This is a genomic window from Sphingomonas sp. 35-24ZXX (genome assembly GCF_000786215.1).
GTDB lineage: Bacteria > Pseudomonadota > Alphaproteobacteria > Sphingomonadales > Sphingomonadaceae > Blastomonas.
Window position 1 is genome coordinate 434,790 of the sequence record NZ_JROG01000003.1, and the last position, 17,329, is coordinate 452,118.

The 17,329-nt window shown below is 63.4% G+C and carries 19 protein-coding genes; 7 read left to right on the plus strand and 12 right to left on the minus strand.

The genetic code is table 11. The features are described 5' to 3' along the window. Positions 1-15 precede the first annotated feature (15 nt). Genes LI72_RS04750 through LI72_RS04770 form a run of 5 tightly spaced genes read left to right on the plus strand, consistent with a single transcriptional unit; the run spans position 16 to position 5,983 of the window. The gene (locus LI72_RS04750; protein ID WP_033924691.1) at positions 16-1,089 is read left to right on the plus strand and encodes a phosphotransferase family protein; all 1,074 of its coding nucleotides are present in this window, start codon (positions 16-18) and stop codon (positions 1,087-1,089) included. Next, positions 1,056-1,868 (plus strand): SDR family NAD(P)-dependent oxidoreductase, encoded by an 813-nt coding sequence (locus LI72_RS04755; protein WP_052129507.1) that lies wholly within the window; start codon positions 1,056-1,058, stop codon positions 1,866-1,868. Before LI72_RS04750 ends, LI72_RS04755 begins: the two co-directional genes overlap by 34 nt. 26 nt (positions 1,869-1,894) lie before the next feature. Further along, positions 1,895-2,686, plus strand: coding sequence for an SDR family NAD(P)-dependent oxidoreductase (locus tag LI72_RS04760; protein WP_033924693.1), 792 nt, complete (start codon positions 1,895-1,897; stop codon positions 2,684-2,686). A gap of 33 nt (positions 2,687-2,719) precedes the next feature. After that, entirely contained in the window at positions 2,720-3,940 is a 1,221-nt protein-coding gene (locus tag LI72_RS04765; RefSeq protein ID WP_197051822.1) for a serine hydrolase domain-containing protein, read from the plus strand. Between the two features lie 15 nt (positions 3,941-3,955). Further along, positions 3,956-5,983 (plus strand): 3-hydroxyacyl-CoA dehydrogenase NAD-binding domain-containing protein, encoded by a 2,028-nt coding sequence (locus LI72_RS04770; RefSeq protein WP_033924694.1) that lies wholly within the window; start codon positions 3,956-3,958, stop codon positions 5,981-5,983. A gap of 76 nt (positions 5,984-6,059) precedes the next feature. Here the strand turns inward: LI72_RS04770 and LI72_RS04775 are convergent, their stop codons facing one another. From LI72_RS04775 to LI72_RS04830, 12 genes are all read right to left on the minus strand, one after another. Continuing rightward, on the minus strand, positions 6,060-6,800 hold the full coding sequence (locus tag LI72_RS04775) for a hypothetical protein (RefSeq protein ID WP_033924695.1): 741 nt from the start codon (positions 6,798-6,800) through the stop codon (positions 6,060-6,062). Between the two features lie 138 nt (positions 6,801-6,938). Further along, the gene (locus tag LI72_RS04780) at positions 6,939-7,634 is read right to left on the minus strand and encodes an ATP12 family chaperone protein (RefSeq protein ID WP_033924696.1); all 696 of its coding nucleotides are present in this window, start codon (positions 7,632-7,634) and stop codon (positions 6,939-6,941) included. Positions 7,635-7,644: 10 nt separating this feature from the next. Further along, positions 7,645-7,869 (minus strand): hypothetical protein, encoded by a 225-nt coding sequence (locus tag LI72_RS04785; RefSeq protein ID WP_033924697.1) that lies wholly within the window; start codon positions 7,867-7,869, stop codon positions 7,645-7,647. Beyond that, positions 7,866-8,534, minus strand: a complete 669-nt coding sequence (locus LI72_RS04790) for an HAD-IA family hydrolase (protein WP_033924698.1) — start codon at positions 8,532-8,534, stop codon at positions 7,866-7,868. Before LI72_RS04790 ends, LI72_RS04785 begins: the two co-directional genes overlap by 4 nt. Then, entirely contained in the window at positions 8,531-9,814 is a 1,284-nt protein-coding gene (locus LI72_RS04795; protein ID WP_033924699.1) for an RluA family pseudouridine synthase, read from the minus strand. Before LI72_RS04795 ends, LI72_RS04790 begins: the two co-directional genes overlap by 4 nt. Continuing rightward, positions 9,811-10,203: a fluoride efflux transporter CrcB gene (gene crcB, locus LI72_RS04800; RefSeq protein ID WP_033924700.1), complete on the minus strand. Its 393-nt coding sequence runs from the start codon at positions 10,201-10,203 to the stop codon at positions 9,811-9,813. Before crcB ends, LI72_RS04795 begins: the two co-directional genes overlap by 4 nt. Positions 10,204-10,262: 59 nt before the next feature. Further along, the gene (locus LI72_RS04805; RefSeq protein ID WP_033924701.1) at positions 10,263-10,478 is read right to left on the minus strand and encodes a hypothetical protein; all 216 of its coding nucleotides are present in this window, start codon (positions 10,476-10,478) and stop codon (positions 10,263-10,265) included. 65 nt (positions 10,479-10,543) lie between these two features. Then, complete coding sequence (gene sppA / locus LI72_RS04810; RefSeq protein ID WP_033924702.1) at positions 10,544-12,418, minus strand: signal peptide peptidase SppA; 1,875 nt, start codon at positions 12,416-12,418, stop codon at positions 10,544-10,546. Positions 12,419-12,566: 148 nt separating this feature from the next. Next, on the minus strand, positions 12,567-13,019 hold the full coding sequence (locus tag LI72_RS04815) for a DoxX family protein (RefSeq protein WP_033924703.1): 453 nt from the start codon (positions 13,017-13,019) through the stop codon (positions 12,567-12,569). Positions 13,020-13,100: 81 nt separating this feature from the next. Further along, positions 13,101-13,838, minus strand: a complete 738-nt coding sequence (locus tag LI72_RS04820) for an HvfC/BufC family peptide modification chaperone (protein ID WP_052129508.1) — start codon at positions 13,836-13,838, stop codon at positions 13,101-13,103. Between the two features lie 4 nt (positions 13,839-13,842). Next, positions 13,843-14,694, minus strand: a complete 852-nt coding sequence (bufB, locus tag LI72_RS04825) for an MNIO family bufferin maturase (RefSeq protein WP_033924704.1) — start codon at positions 14,692-14,694, stop codon at positions 13,843-13,845. A 24-nt stretch (positions 14,695-14,718) separates the two neighbouring features. Continuing rightward, positions 14,719-15,006: a BufA1 family periplasmic bufferin-type metallophore gene (locus tag LI72_RS04830; RefSeq protein WP_033924705.1), complete on the minus strand. Its 288-nt coding sequence runs from the start codon at positions 15,004-15,006 to the stop codon at positions 14,719-14,721. Between the two features lie 282 nt (positions 15,007-15,288). On the opposite strand from LI72_RS04830, the gene groES reads away from it, so the two are divergent. Then, positions 15,289-15,576 carry a co-chaperone GroES gene (gene groES, locus LI72_RS04835; RefSeq protein ID WP_017671248.1) on the plus strand — a complete coding sequence of 96 codons (288 nt, stop codon included), beginning with the start codon at positions 15,289-15,291 and terminating at the stop codon, positions 15,574-15,576. 51 nt (positions 15,577-15,627) lie between these two features. Further along, on the plus strand, positions 15,628-17,280 hold the full coding sequence (groL, locus tag LI72_RS04840; RefSeq protein ID WP_033924706.1) for a chaperonin GroEL: 1,653 nt from the start codon (positions 15,628-15,630) through the stop codon (positions 17,278-17,280). Positions 17,281-17,329: the final 49 nt, after the last annotated feature.

A 17,329-nucleotide genomic window follows, 5' to 3' on the forward strand; every position in this document is an offset into this window, starting at 1 on the left:
TGGGGATACATCACAATGGAACAGATCGACGCACAAGCGACGATGACCGGCACCATGGAAGTGCCCGAGCAGGACAGGCTCGACGAGGCAAAGCTCACGGCATGGTTCGAAGCGAATGTCGAAGGTTTTGCCGGACCGCTTGAGCTTTCCAAGTTCAAGGGTGGCCAGTCGAACCCGACTTACAAGGTGACCACGCCGGGTGCAGCCTATGTGCTGCGCCGCAAGCCCTTCGGTCCGCTGCTGCCGTCCGCGCACGCGGTCGACCGCGAATACAAGGTACAGGCCGCGCTCTACGATCAGGGCTTTCCTGTCTCGCGCCAGTTCGGACTGTGCGAGGACGACAGCGTCATTGGATCGATGTTCTATGTGATGAGCTTCACCGATGGCGCGAGCTATTGGGACGGCACCCTGCCCGGCAAGACGCCCGAGCAGCGCACCGCGATCTACAACGCGATGATCGACACGCTGGCACATCTGCACAGCTTCGATCCGTCGGCGATCGGCCTGGAAGACTATGGCAAGCCGGGCAATTATTGCGCGCGCCAGATTTCGCGCTGGACCAAGCAGTACCGGCTGTCCGAGACCGAAACGATCCCCGAAATGGACCGGCTGATCGAGTGGCTGGAAAAGACCGTGCCCGAACAGCGCGGGTTCGGCATCGCGCATGGCGACTTCCGCATCGACAACATGATCTTCGACAAGGATGAGCCGCGCGTGCTGGCGCTGCTCGACTGGGAGCTGTCGACACTGGGCGATCCGATTGCCGACCTCAGCTATTTCCTGATGAGCTGGGTCCAGCCCGCCGAAGGCCGCAATGGCCTGCTCGACGTGGACGTCAAGGCTCTGGGCATTCCGACGATGGAAGAAGCACTCGCCCGTTATGTCGAGAAGGCCGGGCTCGACCATGTCCCCGACATGGACTGGTACCTCGCCTATAACCAGTTCCGGATCGCCGCGATCCTGCAGGGCATCAAGAAGCGCGTGATCGACGGCACCGCGTCGAGCGCGCAGGCCGCGCAGATGGCAGAGCGGGTCATCCCGCTCGCCCAGGCCGCATGGACCTATGCCAAAAAGGCTGGCGCTCAGTGAGCTCGTCGAGTTTCGATCTGACCGGACGGGTCGCGGTGATCACCGGGTCATCGCGCGGCATCGGCGCCGCCATCGCTCGCAAGTTCGCAGCGCACGGCGCAAAGGTCGCGATCTCGAGCCGCAACCAGGACGCGTGCGATGCGGTGGCGGCCGAACTCAACGCGCAATATGGTGCGGGCACCGCGATCGCGGTCGCGGCCAGCATCTCGCGCAAGGAGGATCTGGAGCGGCTGGTGGAGCGCACCCGCGCCGAACTCGGGCTGATCGACGTCGTCGTGTGCAACGCTGCCAGCAACCCCTATTACGGGCCGATGGCGGGGATCAGCGACGATCAGTTCCGCAAGATCATGGACAACAACATTCTGTCCAACCACTGGCTGATCCAGGCGGCATTACCCGACATGCGCGCGAAATCGCGGGGATCGGTGGTCATCATCTCGTCGATCGGCGGCATGCAGGGATCGGGCAGCATCGGCGTCTACAATATTTCCAAGGCCGCCGACTTCCAGCTGGCGCGCAACCTCGCCTATGAGCTGGGGCCGGACAATATCCGCGTCAACTGCATCGCGCCGGGGCTGATCCAGACCGACATGGCGCGCGCTCTGTGGGAGGACGAGAAGGTGATGGGCTATGTGGCCCGCATCACCCCATTGCGTCGCATCGGCCAGCCCGACGAGATTGCTGGCGCAGCGGTGTTTCTGGCGTCGGACGCATCGACCTATATCACCGGCCAGTCGATCGTGATCGACGGCGGCACAACAATCGCAGCAGCGCTCTGACAGCTGCAAAATGGAGGGATGAGTTCATGGATCTGCAAGGCAAGGTTGCCATCGTAACCGGGGCGGGCAGCGGCATCGGCCGCGCCAGTGCGCTGCTGTTCGCGCAGCACGGGGCCAAGGTCATCGCGACCGATATCACCGGCAAGCAGGATGACACGGCGGCTCAGAACCCGGAGGCGATCACCGCGATCCAGGCGGATGCCAGCAAGGAGGCCGACGTCCAGATGCTGGTCGCCAAGGCGATCGAGCTGCACGGTCAGCTCGACGTGTTCTTCGCCAATGCCGGGATTTCCGGCGGCTTCGACGGGATTTTCGATCAGACGGTGGAAGAGTGGGAGCGCATCCTGCAGATCAACCTGATCGGCCCGTTCCTGGCGATCAAGCACGCAGGCAAGGCGATCGCCGAGGCTGGCAATGGCGGATCGATCATCTGCACCGCATCGGTTGCAGGATTGCGCTCGGGCGCGGGCGGCCCCGCCTATACCGCCAGCAAGGCCGGCGTGATCAATCTGGTGCGCATCGCGGCGCAACAGCTCACGGGCAGCAACGTACGCTGCAACGCGATCTGCCCCGGGCTGATCGAAACCGGCATGACCGAATTCATCTACACCAAGGCGCGCGAAAAGGGCTTCGAGGACAAGATCGGTCAATTGAACCCGATGCAGCGCGGCGGCATCCCCACCGAGATCGCCGAGGCGGCCCTCTTCCTGGCGTCCGACCGATCAAGCTATGTCAACGGCCACGCGTTGGTCGTCGATGGCGGGCTGACCAGCTCGCACCCCTATGCGCGGCAGCGCTTCGGCCAGACCGCGACATGATTTTTCCCCCCATGGAGCAACGAAAGAGTTTTGATGAGCATGCTTGTGTCTGACCCGGCTGATCTTGGCTTCAACCAGAATTTGCTGGCGCGCATCCCTGCGCATATCCGTGCCAAATATCTGGACACGGGTCGCCTTCCCCATGCCGCACTGCTGGTCGGGCGTGGACATGAAGTTGCGCACCTCTCGCTGCAGGGCGATGCGCGCGAGGGCCAGCCGCTGGCCGAGGATGCGATCTTCCGGATCGCGAGCATGACCAAGCCGATCACGTCGGTGGCGTTCATGCAGCTGGTCGAGGAAGGCCGCATCGCGCTGTCCGATCCGGTCCACCGGATCATCCCGGAATGGAAGAACCTGGGCGTATTCATCTCGGGCGGCGGCGCGCAGCCCTTTGTCACCCGCCCGGTCAGCCAGCCGATGCGGATGATCGACCTGCTGCGGCACACCTCGGGGCTGACCTACGGCTTCCAGGAACGCACGCCGATCGATGCGGCCTATCGCGCGCGCAAGCTGGAGGCCTTTGCCGGACCCGATCTGGAAGAGTTCATCCGCATCCTCGCGGATATCCCGCTGCAGTTCGACCCGGGCAGCGCGTGGAACTATTCGATCTCGACCGACATTCTGGGGGCGATCCTGCAGCGGATGGACAACAAGCCGCTCGACGAGGTCATTGCCGACCGCGTCACGCGTCCGCTGGGCATGGTCGACACGCACTTTCAGATCCCGCAAGAAAAGCTGGATCGCGTGCCCGATTGCTATGTCTTCCACCCCGAACAGAAGATGAAGCTGTACGATCCTGGCGCCACCACCGCGTGGGGCCGTGCGCCCAGCCAGCTTTCCGGCGGCGGCGGCATGGCATCGACGCTGGCCGACTATCACCGTTTCTGCCGCATGCTGCTCAACGGCGGCACGCTGGACGGCGCGCGGATCCTCGGCCGCAAGACGCTGGACCTGATGGTGTCGAACCATCTTCCCGGCGGCGGCGACCTGACCCAGCACAGCAAGGCGCTGTTCAGCGAGGCAGAAAACGCTGGGGCGGGCTTTGGCCTGGGCTTTGCGACCACGATCGACAATGCCGCAACCGCCGTGCCCGGATCGAATGGCGATTTCTTCTGGGGCGGCATGTTCTCGACCGCCTTCTTCGTCGACCCGGCGGAAGACATCATCATGATCTTCATGACCCAGTTGATGCCATCGAGCACCTATCCCATCCGGCGCGAGATCAAGACGATGCTCTACGCCGCCGTCGAATAAGCAGAGGAACTTTCCATGACCGATTCCCCCATTTCCACCGCAATCCATGGCGACATTCTTGTCGTCACGTCGGACAGCCCGCCCGTCAATGCGCTGGGTGCAGCGGTACGCCAGGGTCTGGCTGCCGCTGTCAAGCAGGCTGCCGATGATGACAGCGTCAAGGCGGTCGTCCTGATCTGCGAAGGCCAGACCTTCTTTGCTGGGGCAGACATTACCGAATTCGGCAAACCGCCGGTCGAACCGTTCCTGCCCGAACTGATCAATCGCCTGGAACTGCTGGACAAGCCCGTAGTCGCCGCAATCCATGGCACTGCGCTGGGTGGCGGCCTCGAGACGGCGCTGTGCGCGCATTACCGCGTTGCCGTGCCTTCGGCAAAGCTGGGTGTGCCTGAGGTAAAGCTGGGCCTGCTGCCCGGCGCAGGCGGCACGCAACGCCTCCCGCGCGTTGTCGGGGTCAAGGCGGCGCTGGAAATGACCGGCAAGGGCGACCCTGTGTCCGCAACGACCGCTCAAGGCTGGGGACTGGTTGATGAACTGGCCGCCGAAGGCAAGCTGCTGGAGACGGCCCTCGCCTTTGCCGAAAGGATCAAGGCTGTACGCCCCATTCCGCGCGTCAGCGAGCGCGCCGTTGCGGCCGATCCAGCGGCGATAGAAGCATTCCGTAAGGAAAATGCCCGCAAGTTCCGCGGTTTCGATGCGCCTGCTGCCAACATCGCCTGCGTCGAGGCGGCCACCCGCCTGCCCTTTGCCGAGGGCATCGACTTTGAACGCACCGAATTCATGAAGCTCATGTTCGGTTCGCAGTCCGCAGCGCAGCGGCACATCTTCTTTGCCGAGCGCAAGGCGAGCAAGATTGACGGCATCGCCAGCGATATCGCGCTGCGCCCCATCGCCAAGGTCGGCGTGATCGGCGCCGGCACCATGGGCGGCGGCATCACCATGAACTTCCTGTCGGCAGGCATCGCGGTGACCATCGTCGAACAGGCCGAAGAGGCGCTGAACCGCGGCGTCGGCGTGATCCGCAAGAATTACGAGGCCAGCGCCGCCAAGGGTCGCCTCACCGCCGAGCAGGTCGAAAAGGCGATGGGCCTGCTGACACCGTCGCTGACGCTCGACGATCTGGCCGATTGCGACCTGATTATCGAAGCGATCTTCGAGAACATGGACGTCAAGAAAGAAGTCTTCGGCAAGCTCGACACCATCGCCAAGCCGGGCGCGATCCTGGCGAGCAACACCAGCTATCTCAACGTCGACGAGATCGCGGCATCGACCAGCCGTCCGCAGGATGTGCTGGGCATGCACTTCTTCTCGCCCGCCAATGTCATGAAGCTGCTGGAAGTCGTGCGCGGCGCAAAGACCGCCGACGACGTGCTTGCGACCGTGATGGCGCTGTCGAAGAAGATCAAGAAGGTCGCCGTGGTCGCCGGCGTCTGCCACGGCTTCATCGGCAACCGCATGCTGATGCCGCGCCAGGTCGAAGCCAACAAGCTGCTGATGGAAGGCGCGACCCCTGAGCAGATCGACCGGGTGCATGTCGAATTCGGCATGCCGATGGGGCCGTTCCAGATGAGCGACCTCGCCGGTGTCGATATCGGCTGGCATCGCGACCCGACCCGCATCGAGAGCATCCGCGACGCCCTGTGCGCCGAGGATCGCTGGGGCCAGAAGAAGGGTGCCGGCTTCTATGACTATGACGAAAAGCGCAATCCCACGCCCAGCGCGCGCGTGGCCGAGATCATCGAGGATTTCCGCTCGCGTTCGAACATGCCGCGCCGCGAGATCACCGATCAGGAGATCATCGAGCGTACCTTGTATACCATGGTCAATGAAGGCGCGATGATCCTGGAAGAAGGCATGGCGCAGCGCGCGTCCGACGTCGATGTCGTGTGGATCTATGGCTATGGCTGGCCGGTCTATCGCGGCGGCCCGATGTTCTGGGCAGGCCTGGAAGGCACCGCCAAGATCGTCGAGGGACTGCAGAAGCACGGCTTTGCCGTCTCGCCGCTGCTTGCAGAAAAGGCCGAGAAGAACGAAGGCTTCTGATCGCCTTCGAATTTCAAAGAAAAGGCCCCGCCGGATCGCTCCGACGGGGCCTTCTTCGTGATCTTGAACGGTTTGCTTATGCAGCGCCGAGGATCGCGTCGACGGCAGGCTGGTTTGCCGCGCTGACAATGCCCTTCTCGCGCAGTTCGGCACCCACGGGCTTGGCAGCTTCGAGATAGCTGGCTTCACCCGTCGACTGGTTGAGGCCGATCAGGCTGGAGAATTCCGCGTTGGCCAGATCCGCCGAAGCCGGGTCGGTTGCACGGCCTTCCTTGGCGATTGCCAGGGCTTGCTCGAAATGCGGCTTGGCGGCGGTCTTGTCCTGCTTGGACAGGCTGAAGTTGCCCAGGTTCACCAGGATGGCGACGAGCGTGTTGCGCACACCGGCGTTCGCCTTGTCGGCCTCATACACTTTCATCCACTGCGGCGCGGCTTCGGCATAGAGCGGGGCGATCGCATCGATCTTGCCGAGTGCGCCCTGCGAGTTGGCGGTGATGGTCAGCGCGCTGGCCAGAAATCCCGCGTTCTGCACGTTGGACGCGTCACGCGCCACGATCTCGCGGATGGTGGGCAGCGCGGGCTCAAGCTTGGCGATCACTTCGGCGTGATTGCCAGCGGCCTGCGCCTGCTGGGCCGCGGTGAAATCGGCAATCGCCTTGTTCTGCGCTTCGACCTGTTCCGGCGTCAAGGCCGCTGCAGGAGCCTGGGTAGCCTCGGTCGGCTGAGCGCCGGCGGGCGCGGCAGCATCCTGCGCCATTGCGGGGGCAGCGAGAGCGGCGGTAGAAACGAACAGTGCGGTTATTGCAGATTTCAACATGAGGGATGATCTCCTGGTTTGGATGAGGACAAGCGCCGGACACTGCGCTGCCCATGGTGTTGAAACGGAGTGGCTGGATCGCAAAGAGAAACGACAGCAACGTTTCAAAAACGCCAGGATGGGGCGATCGTTCCCGCGTTAGCCTGCTGCACTACAGCAAAAGTGATAGGCAGCGTCAAACGCCGCCCTGCGGTGCGCGCGCGTAGCCAGAGCCTCGCCGTCGGCGCCCCAAAGCTCTTCCTGCCACAGCTCTTCAAGACAGATCGCCCGCCAAATCGTCTCGGAATCAAAGGCCTTTTCGATCAGGGCCAGCGCGGAAACAAGCGACCCTCCGATACTGGTCAATGTCGAGAATGCCGCCAATTCATAGGCGTTCATGCTGGCAACCGGCGCTTTCAGCCGAGACAGGCTGTGCGTCGATTGCGGCTGATGGATGATACCGGCGACGCGAACGAGCCTGATATCAAAGCGATTTTCCGCCCATTGCAACACAGGCTCCCACTCTCGATCCTGGCGATCGGCCAGCGGGTCGCCAGGATCGGCGCGATAGCACAAGGTATCGCTTTCGCCGTAGGCTGCGATCTCGTCGACGAACCGCTGTTTCTGCGGCAGCACCTGATCGATTGCGGCATTGGCAAAACCGGTATGCGGCATGGATGCGATGTTGATCTCTGCGCCCTGCTGCTCCCACTCGGTCGCGACCGCCAGAGCCATTGCGTGTGTGGGCAACACCAGGGGCTGGCGCATCGGGGTTTTCACCGGACGGCCATCCAGCAGCAGCGCATGGCCATCTGCCACGGCTTGGGTGGCAACGGTCTTGTAGAATCGCTTCATGTCAGTGACGTCACTCTTGTGGTGGCGGAGATTTCCAGCGGCCAACCAGCAACTGGGGCAGCACGACCATTTCGATCACGCCCAGAGCCAGCAAACCATAACCCACTTCGCCGGGAACACCATCGATACGCCCGTAGGTAATCGCGACCGCAAGAGCGATGGTCACTGCCCCTGCCAGGCGCACAGCGCCGATGATGAAGAACCGCTTGCGCGCCAGCTGATCGGCAGGGCTCACCTGTCGGCTCCGGTGATCTGGTCGAACAGCTGATCCATATCGAAGGCTATAGAGGCCGCGCCTGCCGTCTCCAGCTCATGCGCGTCGTGATAGCCCCAATCGACGCCGATCGGTCGCACGCTGGCGGCAACGCCCATCGCCATGTCATAGCTAGTGTCGCCAATCATCACCGCGTGCTCTGCCAGCGCCCCGGCATCGGCCAGCGCCTGGTAGATCATCGACGGATGCGGCTTGGAAGGATGGCGATCCGCGGTCTGCAGCGAGATGAAGCGCTGCTTGATGCCGTGGTGAGTCAGGCACAGGTCCAGCCCGCGATCGGACTTGCCGGTCGCCACCGCGAGCAGCCATCCAGCGCCTTCCAGCCGGTCGAGCAGGACAACAAGACCATCGTACAAGGGCTCATGCTGCAGCGAACCGTTGCCGCGCAGTTCGTGGAAGGCGTTCTTGTAGTGATCGGCCAGTGTCTCGTGCAGCGCCGCATCGGCATCCGGCACCATCATCCGCATCGCCTCGACCAGCGACAGACCGACGATGCGGCGGACGTGGTGGTGGTCGGGGTGACCCAGCCCTTCGGCTGCAAAGGCCATTTCCATCGCGCGACAGATATTCGCCTGGCTGTCGACCAAAGTGCCATCGCAGTCGAAGATCGCAAGTTTGACCGTCATGGACGCTTGGGACCCCTTTTGGGCGCGGCGCGCGGCGTGGTCGGCTTGCCAGGTTTGGCTGGCTTGGCCTTGCCGGCGGGCTTGGGCGCGGAAGACCGGCTGCGCCGCTCGCCCCTGCGCTCCTTGCGCAAGGTCTTGGCATGCGCCTTTGCCTGCTGCTTCTTGACCTCGCGGGTGGCGGGTGCCGGGCCTTCATCGGCAAACACGGCATCGCCCAGCGTCATGTCAAAGCCCAGATTGGCCATGGAATCGGCGAAATGCTCGGGCAGCTCGGCGGTGACATCCAGCGCCGGGCCATCAGGGTGCGGAATGCGCAGGCGGCGCGCATGCAGGTGCATCTTGCGGCTGATCGTGCCGGTGAGGAATGCATTCTGGCCGCCATATTTGCCGTCGCCGACAATCGGATGGCCGATCGCGGCCATGTGCACGCGCAACTGATGGGTGCGTCCGGTGAACGGCTGCAGCGCGACCCACGCGGCGCGCGATCCGGCGCGCTCGATCACCTGATAGGCGGTCCGCGAAGGCTGGCCGTTTTCCTCGTCGACATGCATCTTCTCGCCGCCGGTGCCCGGCTGCTTGGCGAGCGGCAATTCGATCAGGCCCGAATAGATATCGGGCACGCCCACGACCAGCGCCCAATAGACCTTCTTGGCATTGCGTCCGGCGAACTTCTTCGAAAAATAGGCGGCGCTGCCCGGCGTGCGCGCGAGCAGCAGCACACCCGACGTGTCCTTGTCCAGCCGATGGACCAGCTTGGGTCGCACCGGGCTGTCGTACATCAACGCTTCGGTCAGGCCATCGACATGCGCGTGGGTGCGGGTCCCGCCCTGCGTGGCAAGGCCCGGCGGCTTGTTGATCACGACCGCGGCCCGGTCGCGGTGGATCACCATCGACTGCGCATAGGCCACCTGATCATCGGTCAGCGTCTTGGGCGCTGGCTTTGCTGCGGGGCGTTGCTCAGTATCGCCGTCAGCAGGCGGAATGCGGATCGTCTGGCCAGCGACAATGCGGTCGCCAGGGCCGACGCGCTTGCCATCGAGGCGCACCTGGCCGGTCCGGGCCCAGCGCGAGACCAGGTTGAAGTTGACGTCGGGCAGATGGCGATGGAACCAGCGGTCGAGCCGGATGCCGTCATCATCGCCATCGACCGTGAACTGCCGGGCCTCTGCCGAACCCTTTGCGATGGCGCTGCCGACTGCGGCAGGGCGCGCCCGTGCGGGGCCACGCGGACGGGACACAGCGGACTTGCTGGACGGAGACTTGCTGACGGGGGGCTTCATGGCATCGCCCTCGTCAGCGTGTAGCCCAGCGCCAAAGCGGCCACCGACAGCGTCACCGAGGTCAGGGCATAGCCCAGCGCCAGCGCGAGTTGTCCGCGGTCCATCATCTGGAACAGTTCCAGCGAAAACGCAGAGAAGGTCGTGAAGCCGCCAAGCACGCCGACACCGGCGAACAGCCGGACCGGCTCTGTGGCATCACCCTTCAGCACCAGTGCTGCAAGCACGCCCATCAGCAGGCCGCCGATCACGTTGACGCTCAATGTCGCGAACGGAAAGCTGCCATGTCCCAGGCGAAGGGCCAGCACCGTGGCCTGAAACCGCAAGGCAGCGCCCAAAGCGCCGCCCGCCATCACCAGTCCGGTGGCCTTGAATGTCAAATGCGCGTCCATTGCGCTGCCTTAGCGGGATTGGACGCGCCTTGGGAAGAAATATTCAGCCCGGCGTGCGTTCAGGCCGAATGACCGTCGCGGGCCGCGGCTTCTGCCTGCTCGAGTTCGGCAGCTTCAGCCCCTTCCAGAGCGTCAGCGGCCTCGCGTGCCTTCTGCTCGACCTTGGGCTTGTCGGCGGCAAATTCTTCCTGCGCGGCGCGGAAGTTCTGCGCCGCCTTGTAATTGCCTTCACCGAATTCCTGACCGGCGTTGGGATTATCAGATTGCTCAGCCATGTGCGTGCTCCTTTTGCGACAGAATTGCCTGTCAGGAGCTACGCCAGCGGCTGATCCCGGTTCCCTCAGCGCTTCAGCAATGCGCCCAGCCAGCCCGCATCAGCCTTGGCGATGCTGCGCGACGGCAGTGCGCCCGAACATTCCAGGCACCAGGCCTGGACGCCTTGCGCGCCACTCAAGACCTGCACGTCGCCCAGCGCCTGACCCAGAGCAGCCTTCTGCTGCCAGGCCAGACGGGCGACCAGGCCCCTGCCCTGCTGTTGGCCGTCCTCGGTCGGCGCGAACATGCTGGACACCAGCTGTTCGAACGGATCGGGCTCGGTCTGGAGGTCATGGACGCTATAGCCACCGTCCTTCAGCTTTGCCCGCTTGGCAGCTTCGGCGATCGCATCGTCGATCGATCCAAAGCGATCGACCAGCTTGATCTGCCGCGCGGTCCCGCCATCCCAGACCCGGCCCTGGGCGATCTCGTCGACCTGATCGACAGACATGCCGCGGGCCTTGCCGACCAGCGCCAGGAAGCGGCGGTAATCATGCTCGATGCTGCCCTGAATGAAGGTGTCCACGGTGCTGTTGAACCCGCCCAGGATATCGGGCTGACCCGAAAGCTCGGTGGTCGCCACGCCATCCGCGCGCACGCCATATTCGGCAAGCGCACGTTCGAAGCTGGGAAGGACGGCAAAGATGCCGATCGAGCCGGTAATGGTCGAGGGTTCGGCAAAGATCGTGTCGCCCGCGGTTGCCACCCAATAGCCGCCACTCGCCGCGACATTGCCCATCGAGACCACGACCGGGATCTTGCGCTTGCGATATTCCTCGATCGCGCGGCGGATCTGTTCGGAGGCGAACGCCGAGCCACCCGGCGAATCCACGCGCACGACCAGCGCCTTGAGGTTGTCGCGCTTCAGGCCCTTGTGCAGCAGCTCCTCGATGCGATCGCCGCCCGCCGTCCCGGGGCCGGCATCGCCATCCACAATCGTGCCTGCGATGGTCACGACCGCAACTTCGTCGCCGCCGCTCTTGGCGGGGTTTGCCGCCACCCAGTCCTTGAGATTGGTGTGCTTGAATGCGCCCGGGCCTTCGTCGTCGTCAGCGCCTGCCAGCGCTGCAACACGCTTGCCGAAGGCGGCACGGTCACCGACCTTGTCGGCGATCTTGCGGTCGATCGCAACCTTGACCAGATCGCCATTGGCCGCGGTGATCGTCCCTGCCGGATCTGCAATATAACCGGCCAGATCGACCTTGGGACGCGCCTTCTTGACCGCCGCCTGCCAGTTCTCCCAGATCGGGCGATAGACCGCCAGCAGCGCCTGTTCGGCCTCGGGTGATTGGTCGGAACGCAGATAGGGTTCGACCGCGCTCTTGAACGTGCCGACGCGATAGACGTGCGCGGTCACCTTGAAGCGGTCAAGAAAATCCTTGTAATACAGGCGCGAACCGCCCGGACCGGTGAACGCGGCGCCACCCATCGGGTCGATCCAGATTTCGCTGCCATGCGCCGCCAGCATATAGGCGGCATCGCTGTAGAAGGTGGCAAAGGTATAGACCGGCTTGCCCTTGGCCTTGGCGCGGCCGAGCGCGGCACCGACCTGCTCGAGCGAGACCTGGCCGCCGCCCATGAAGCTGTCGAGATCAAGCGCGATGACCTTGATGCGATCATCCTGGGCTGCGGTGTCGATCGCCCGGATCAGGTCGCGTTCGCGAAACTGCTTGAGCGGCGCCTGGCCGCTGAGCAGGGCGTTGAACGGGTCGGCGCTCTCGGGCTCCTCGACGATCACGCCATCGAGTTTGACCAGCAGCGCGCCATCGGTCACCGCGGCCGGATTGGGCCGCCAAGACAGTGCCGCCAGGATCAGGCCGAAGAACAATAACATGGCAAGCAGGACCAGACCGTCCTTGATCGCCACCAGCACCTTCCAGGCGCCCTTCACAAAACCCATTATCTGCTCCGCATCGGGCGGATATGCCCCAGCGACCTATCTAGGCACGGCAGACGGAATTTGCCACTGCTTCGCGCGACAGACGGCTGATGGTGTTCGACCGTCGACCTGCGCCACGCCCGGACGGCCTGGCAGTGCCGGTTCAGCGCTATGCGCCAGATCGCGCGAACCGGGCGTCGAACAGCCGGTCAAGCGCGAACATGCCGCCGCCGCGCGCGACCAGGATCAACGCCAGCCCGAACCACATGACATGCGGCGTCCAGAACGCATCGGGATAGACGAACAGCTGAATGACACTGGTCATCACGAACAGCCCCGCCGCGCCAAAACGCGTCGCGAGCCCCAGCATCACCAGTATCGGGAGGATGTGTTCGGCATAGGTGGCGATCGTGCCGGTGATTTCCGGAAACGGCATATGGTATTCGTCTCGGAACAGGTCGTAGGTGATCGGATTGATGGTCAGCCAACTGCCATCCTCCACCTTGGTGCGAGCGGATCGCCAGAACTGGGCTGCCAGCGCCAGGCGAACGACAAAAAGGGCGAACCCTTCGAACAGGCGGGTTTCAAGAAGCGCAATCACGCGCAGGATCAAGGCTGTCATCAACAAGGGCTTCCGGCTAGATGGGTCGGGCCGAGGCATCGCGCGCGATGTCGCAGGGCCACGGGCCTGATCAGCCCCCGGTCATTCCCCCGGCCTTGCCAGCATCCCCGCCTCGATCAGCGCGAAGATGGCCGGCAATGCCTCCGCCTCGCCTGCCATTTCGATGGCGGAAGCCAGAAGGTTACGCATGTTGGGCAGATCGCCTGCACGCATTGCAAGATCAGCCTGCAAGCTTCCCAGCGGATGCAGCAGAACTTCAGCGTCTGGGCGCGTGATCAACAGATGGGCGGCAGTGGACGCCGCCTGTCCGGCCAATTCGGGCAGCAGCACGCCGATGTCGGAAAGCACCGGCACAAGGCGCACCGCAGGATGCACCGTGACCGGCAGGTCGAGCAGGCCGCTCTCATCAAGGCCGGCGAGGTCGGCCAGTCTGAGCGCAGAGGCCTCGGCGGCGTGATAGGATTGCAGCCAGGCCCATTCGATGGCGGCCAGGTCGCAGCACGACTGTTCGGCCCCTTGCCCATTCAGAAAGGTCGCAAAGCCCTTGCCGATCTGCAAGAACTTGCGCGCGCGGACCTCGGGCTGCTCGACGAACAGGCGCGAGGCGTTGTTGAAGGCTGCGGCTCCCATGTGATCGCGGGTGCGCGGAAAGCTGTCCTCGATCGCCACCAGCCTGGCATGGCTGATGGTGTTGGCATGCGCCTTCAGACCGAGCAGCGCCCGTCCGGGAGGGTCCGCGAACAGGCCTTCGGGGAACGCCTGCGGTCCCCTCTGCAGCACCGCGATGAAACGCGCCTGATCGTCTGCCAGATCGCTCATGCCATCAGGCGACCTGCAGCGCGCCAGCGTCAGCCATATGCCGGGTCGCGCGGTGTGCTTCTGCCATCAAGGTGTCAAACGCTGGAACGTTCGTATCCCATTCGATCAGCACCGGCTTTGGCCCGGCCCGTGCCACGAAGCGGTCGAACAGTGCCCAGGTCAGCTCACTGACGGCAGAGCCATGGTCATCGATCAGCAATGGACGGCCATCATGCCACTCGGTGGCGTGCCCTGCGAGGTGGATTTCGCCGACCAGCGCCGGATCAATCGCATCGATCGTCGCGAACGGATCTGTCTGCAGATTGGTACAGCTGACCTCGACATTGTTGATATCGAACAGCAGGCCGCAGCCGCTGCGGCGGCACAGGGCGTGCAGGAACGTGACCTCATCCATCTCGTCATGGTCAAAGGCCAGATAGCGTGAGGGGTTTTCGATGAGAATCGGCCGCTTGAGCCGGTCCTGCACGCGGCTCACCTGCGCTGCGACATGATCGAGCGCGGCTTGCGTATAGGGGATCGGCAACAGATCGGGGTAGCGATCGGTGCTGTTGCCCGACCAGCTCAGATGGTCGGAAACACTCGCGGGCTGATAGCGCACACACAAGGCCGCCAGCTGCTCGAGCTCATCGGTGTCCAGCCCTTCAGCCGTCCCGATCGACAGGCCGACGCTGTGAAAGCTGATCGGCAATCGCTCGGCCACCGCAGTCAGCCAGCGATGGGGCGGCCCACCATCGACGAAGTAATTCTGCGGGTGCACCTCCACCCATGCAGGGAGAGGCGCGCCCGATTGGGGCTCCAGAATGTCGCGATAGTGGGCCGGCTTCAGCCCGATGCCTGTTTCGGGGGGCAGGTTCATCGGGCTGTCAGGCATCCAGTGGGCTCAAGCCTTGGGGGTCGGCTTCTTGGCACCCTTGAGGGCGGTCAGCGATCCGCCCATCTTGGCGCATTCGCCCTTGGCGACATATTTCCAGGCGCTGCCCTGATAGTCGACGGTCGAGGTGCCTGCGCACGAGGTACCGGGGCCGGCGGCGCAATCGTTCTTGCCCTTCAGCGAAACGCCGTAGCACTTTTCCTTTTCGCCGGCGGCAGCAGCGGGCGTGGCAGCAACGGTGGCGGCGGCCAGCACGGCGGCGGCTGCGGCGCCAAGGGTCAGCATGGAATTCGACATGGGTTTTTCCTCTCAGATCAAGGGAGCACTATGAACGGCGAAGACCTGCATCCCTCCGTCCAGCTTTCGGTTCGACCCGTTATTCTGCGAAGTTACCCCGTTTGGGCTTCCGGCGCAAAAAATTCCGGCCACCATGGGTTGACCACCGCCAACCGGGCGCTATCTAGCGGCTCGTTAGCACTCACCCCACCCGAGTGCTAATCGCGAGTGCAGGCACGTTTCGCTGTGCCGGCCGCGAAGGGGGTTTCACTAATTTCAGTGACGCAAGGAAAGGCTTAACGCATGACATTTCGTCCGTTGCACGACCGGGTTCTGGTGCGCCGCATCGAAGCCGAAGAAAAGACCGCTGGCGGGATCATCATTCCCGACGCCGCCAAGGAAAAGCCGTCAGAAGGCGAAGTGATCGCCGCTGGCGAAGGCGCCCGTGACGATGCCGGTGCGCGTATCGCGCTCGACGTCAAGGTTGGCGACAAGATCCTGTTCGGCAAGTGGTCGGGCACCGAAGTGAAGATCAATGGTGAAGACCTGATCATCATGAAGGAAAGCGACATTCTGGGCATCATGGGCTGATCGATCCGATCATCCTGACTGACCTAAATCGATATTGAAGGAACATCTCTCATGGCTGCTAAAGACGTAAAGTTTGGCCGCGACGCCCGCGAACGCATTCTGCGCGGTGTCGACATCCTCGCTGACGCCGTCAAGGTGACTTTGGGCCCCAAGGGCCGCAACGTCGTCATCGACAAGAGCTTCGGCGCTCCCCGCATCACCAAGGACGGCGTTACCGTCGCCAAGGAAATCGAACTCAAGGACAAGTTCGAGAACATGGGCGCGCAGATGGTCAAGGAAGTCGCTTCCAAGACCAACGACATCGCCGGTGACGGCACCACCACTGCCACCGTTCTGGCCCAGGCCATCGTGCGCGAAGGCATGAAGTCGGTTGCTGCCGGCATGAACCCCATGGACCTCAAGCGCGGCATCGATCTGGCGGTGACCAAGGTCGTCGAATCGCTCAAGGCGCGCTCGAAGCCCGTCGCCGGCACCAACGAGATCGCCCAGGTCGGCACCATCTCGGCCAATGGCGAGAAGGAAATCGGCGAGATGATCGCGCAGGCCATGGAAAAGGTCGGCAAGGAAGGCGTCATCACCGTCGAAGAAGCCAAGGGCATGGAATCGGAACTGGATGTCGTTGAAGGCATGCAGTTCGACCGCGGCTATCTGTCGCCCTACTTCATCACCAACCCGGACAAGATGACGGTTGAACTCGACAACCCCTACATCCTGATCCACGAAAAGAAGCTGTCGAACCTGCAGGCGATGCTGCCGATCCTGGAAGCTGTCGTCCAGACCGGTCGTCCGCTGCTGATCATCGCAGAAGACATCGAAGGCGAAGCGCTGGCGACCCTGGTGGTCAACAAGCTGCGTGGCGGCCTGAAGGTTGCTGCGGTCAAGGCACCTGGCTTCGGCGATCGTCGCAAGGCGATGCTCGAAGACATCGCGATCCTCAGCAAGGGTGAAATGGTCAGCGAAGACCTGGGCATCAAGCTGGAAAGCGTGACGCTGGGCATGCTCGGCCAGGCCAAGCGCGTTTCGATCGACAAGGACAACACTACCATCGTCGATGGTGCCGGTGAAGCCGACGCGATCAAGGCCCGCGTGGAAGCCATCCGCAGCCAGATCGAGAACACCACCAGCGATTACGATCGTGAAAAGCTGCAGGAACGTCTGGCGAAGCTCGCCGGCGGTGTTGCCGTGATCAAGATCGGTGGCGCTTCGGAAGTCGAAGTGAAGGAAAAGAAGGACCGCGTCGACGACGCGCTGCACGCAACCCGCGCAGCTGTCGAAGAAGGCATCGTCCCCGGCGGCGGTACGGCCCTGCTTTATGCAACCCGTGCTCTCGAAGGCATGACCGGCGGCAACGACGATCAGACCCGCGGTATCGATATCATCCGCAAGGCACTGTACGCTCCGGTTCGCCAGATCGCACAGAACGCAGGCCATGATGGCGCTGTCGTCTCGGGCAAGCTGCTCGACGGCAACGACGAAACCCTGGGCTTCAACGCATCGACCGATGTGTATGAAAACCTGGTGGCAGCCGGCGTGATCGACCCGACCAAGGTCGTGCGTGCTGCCCTGCAGGACGCAGCCTCGGTTGCCGGCCTGCTGATCACCACCGAAGCTGCCATCTGTGACGCGCCGGAAGACAAGTCTTCGGGCGGCGGCATGGGCGGCATGCCCGGCGGCATGGGCGGCATGGGCGGCATGGACTTCTGATCCACGCACGTTCGGCCTTCAAGCCAACGCAAGATTTGGGGCCGGAGGG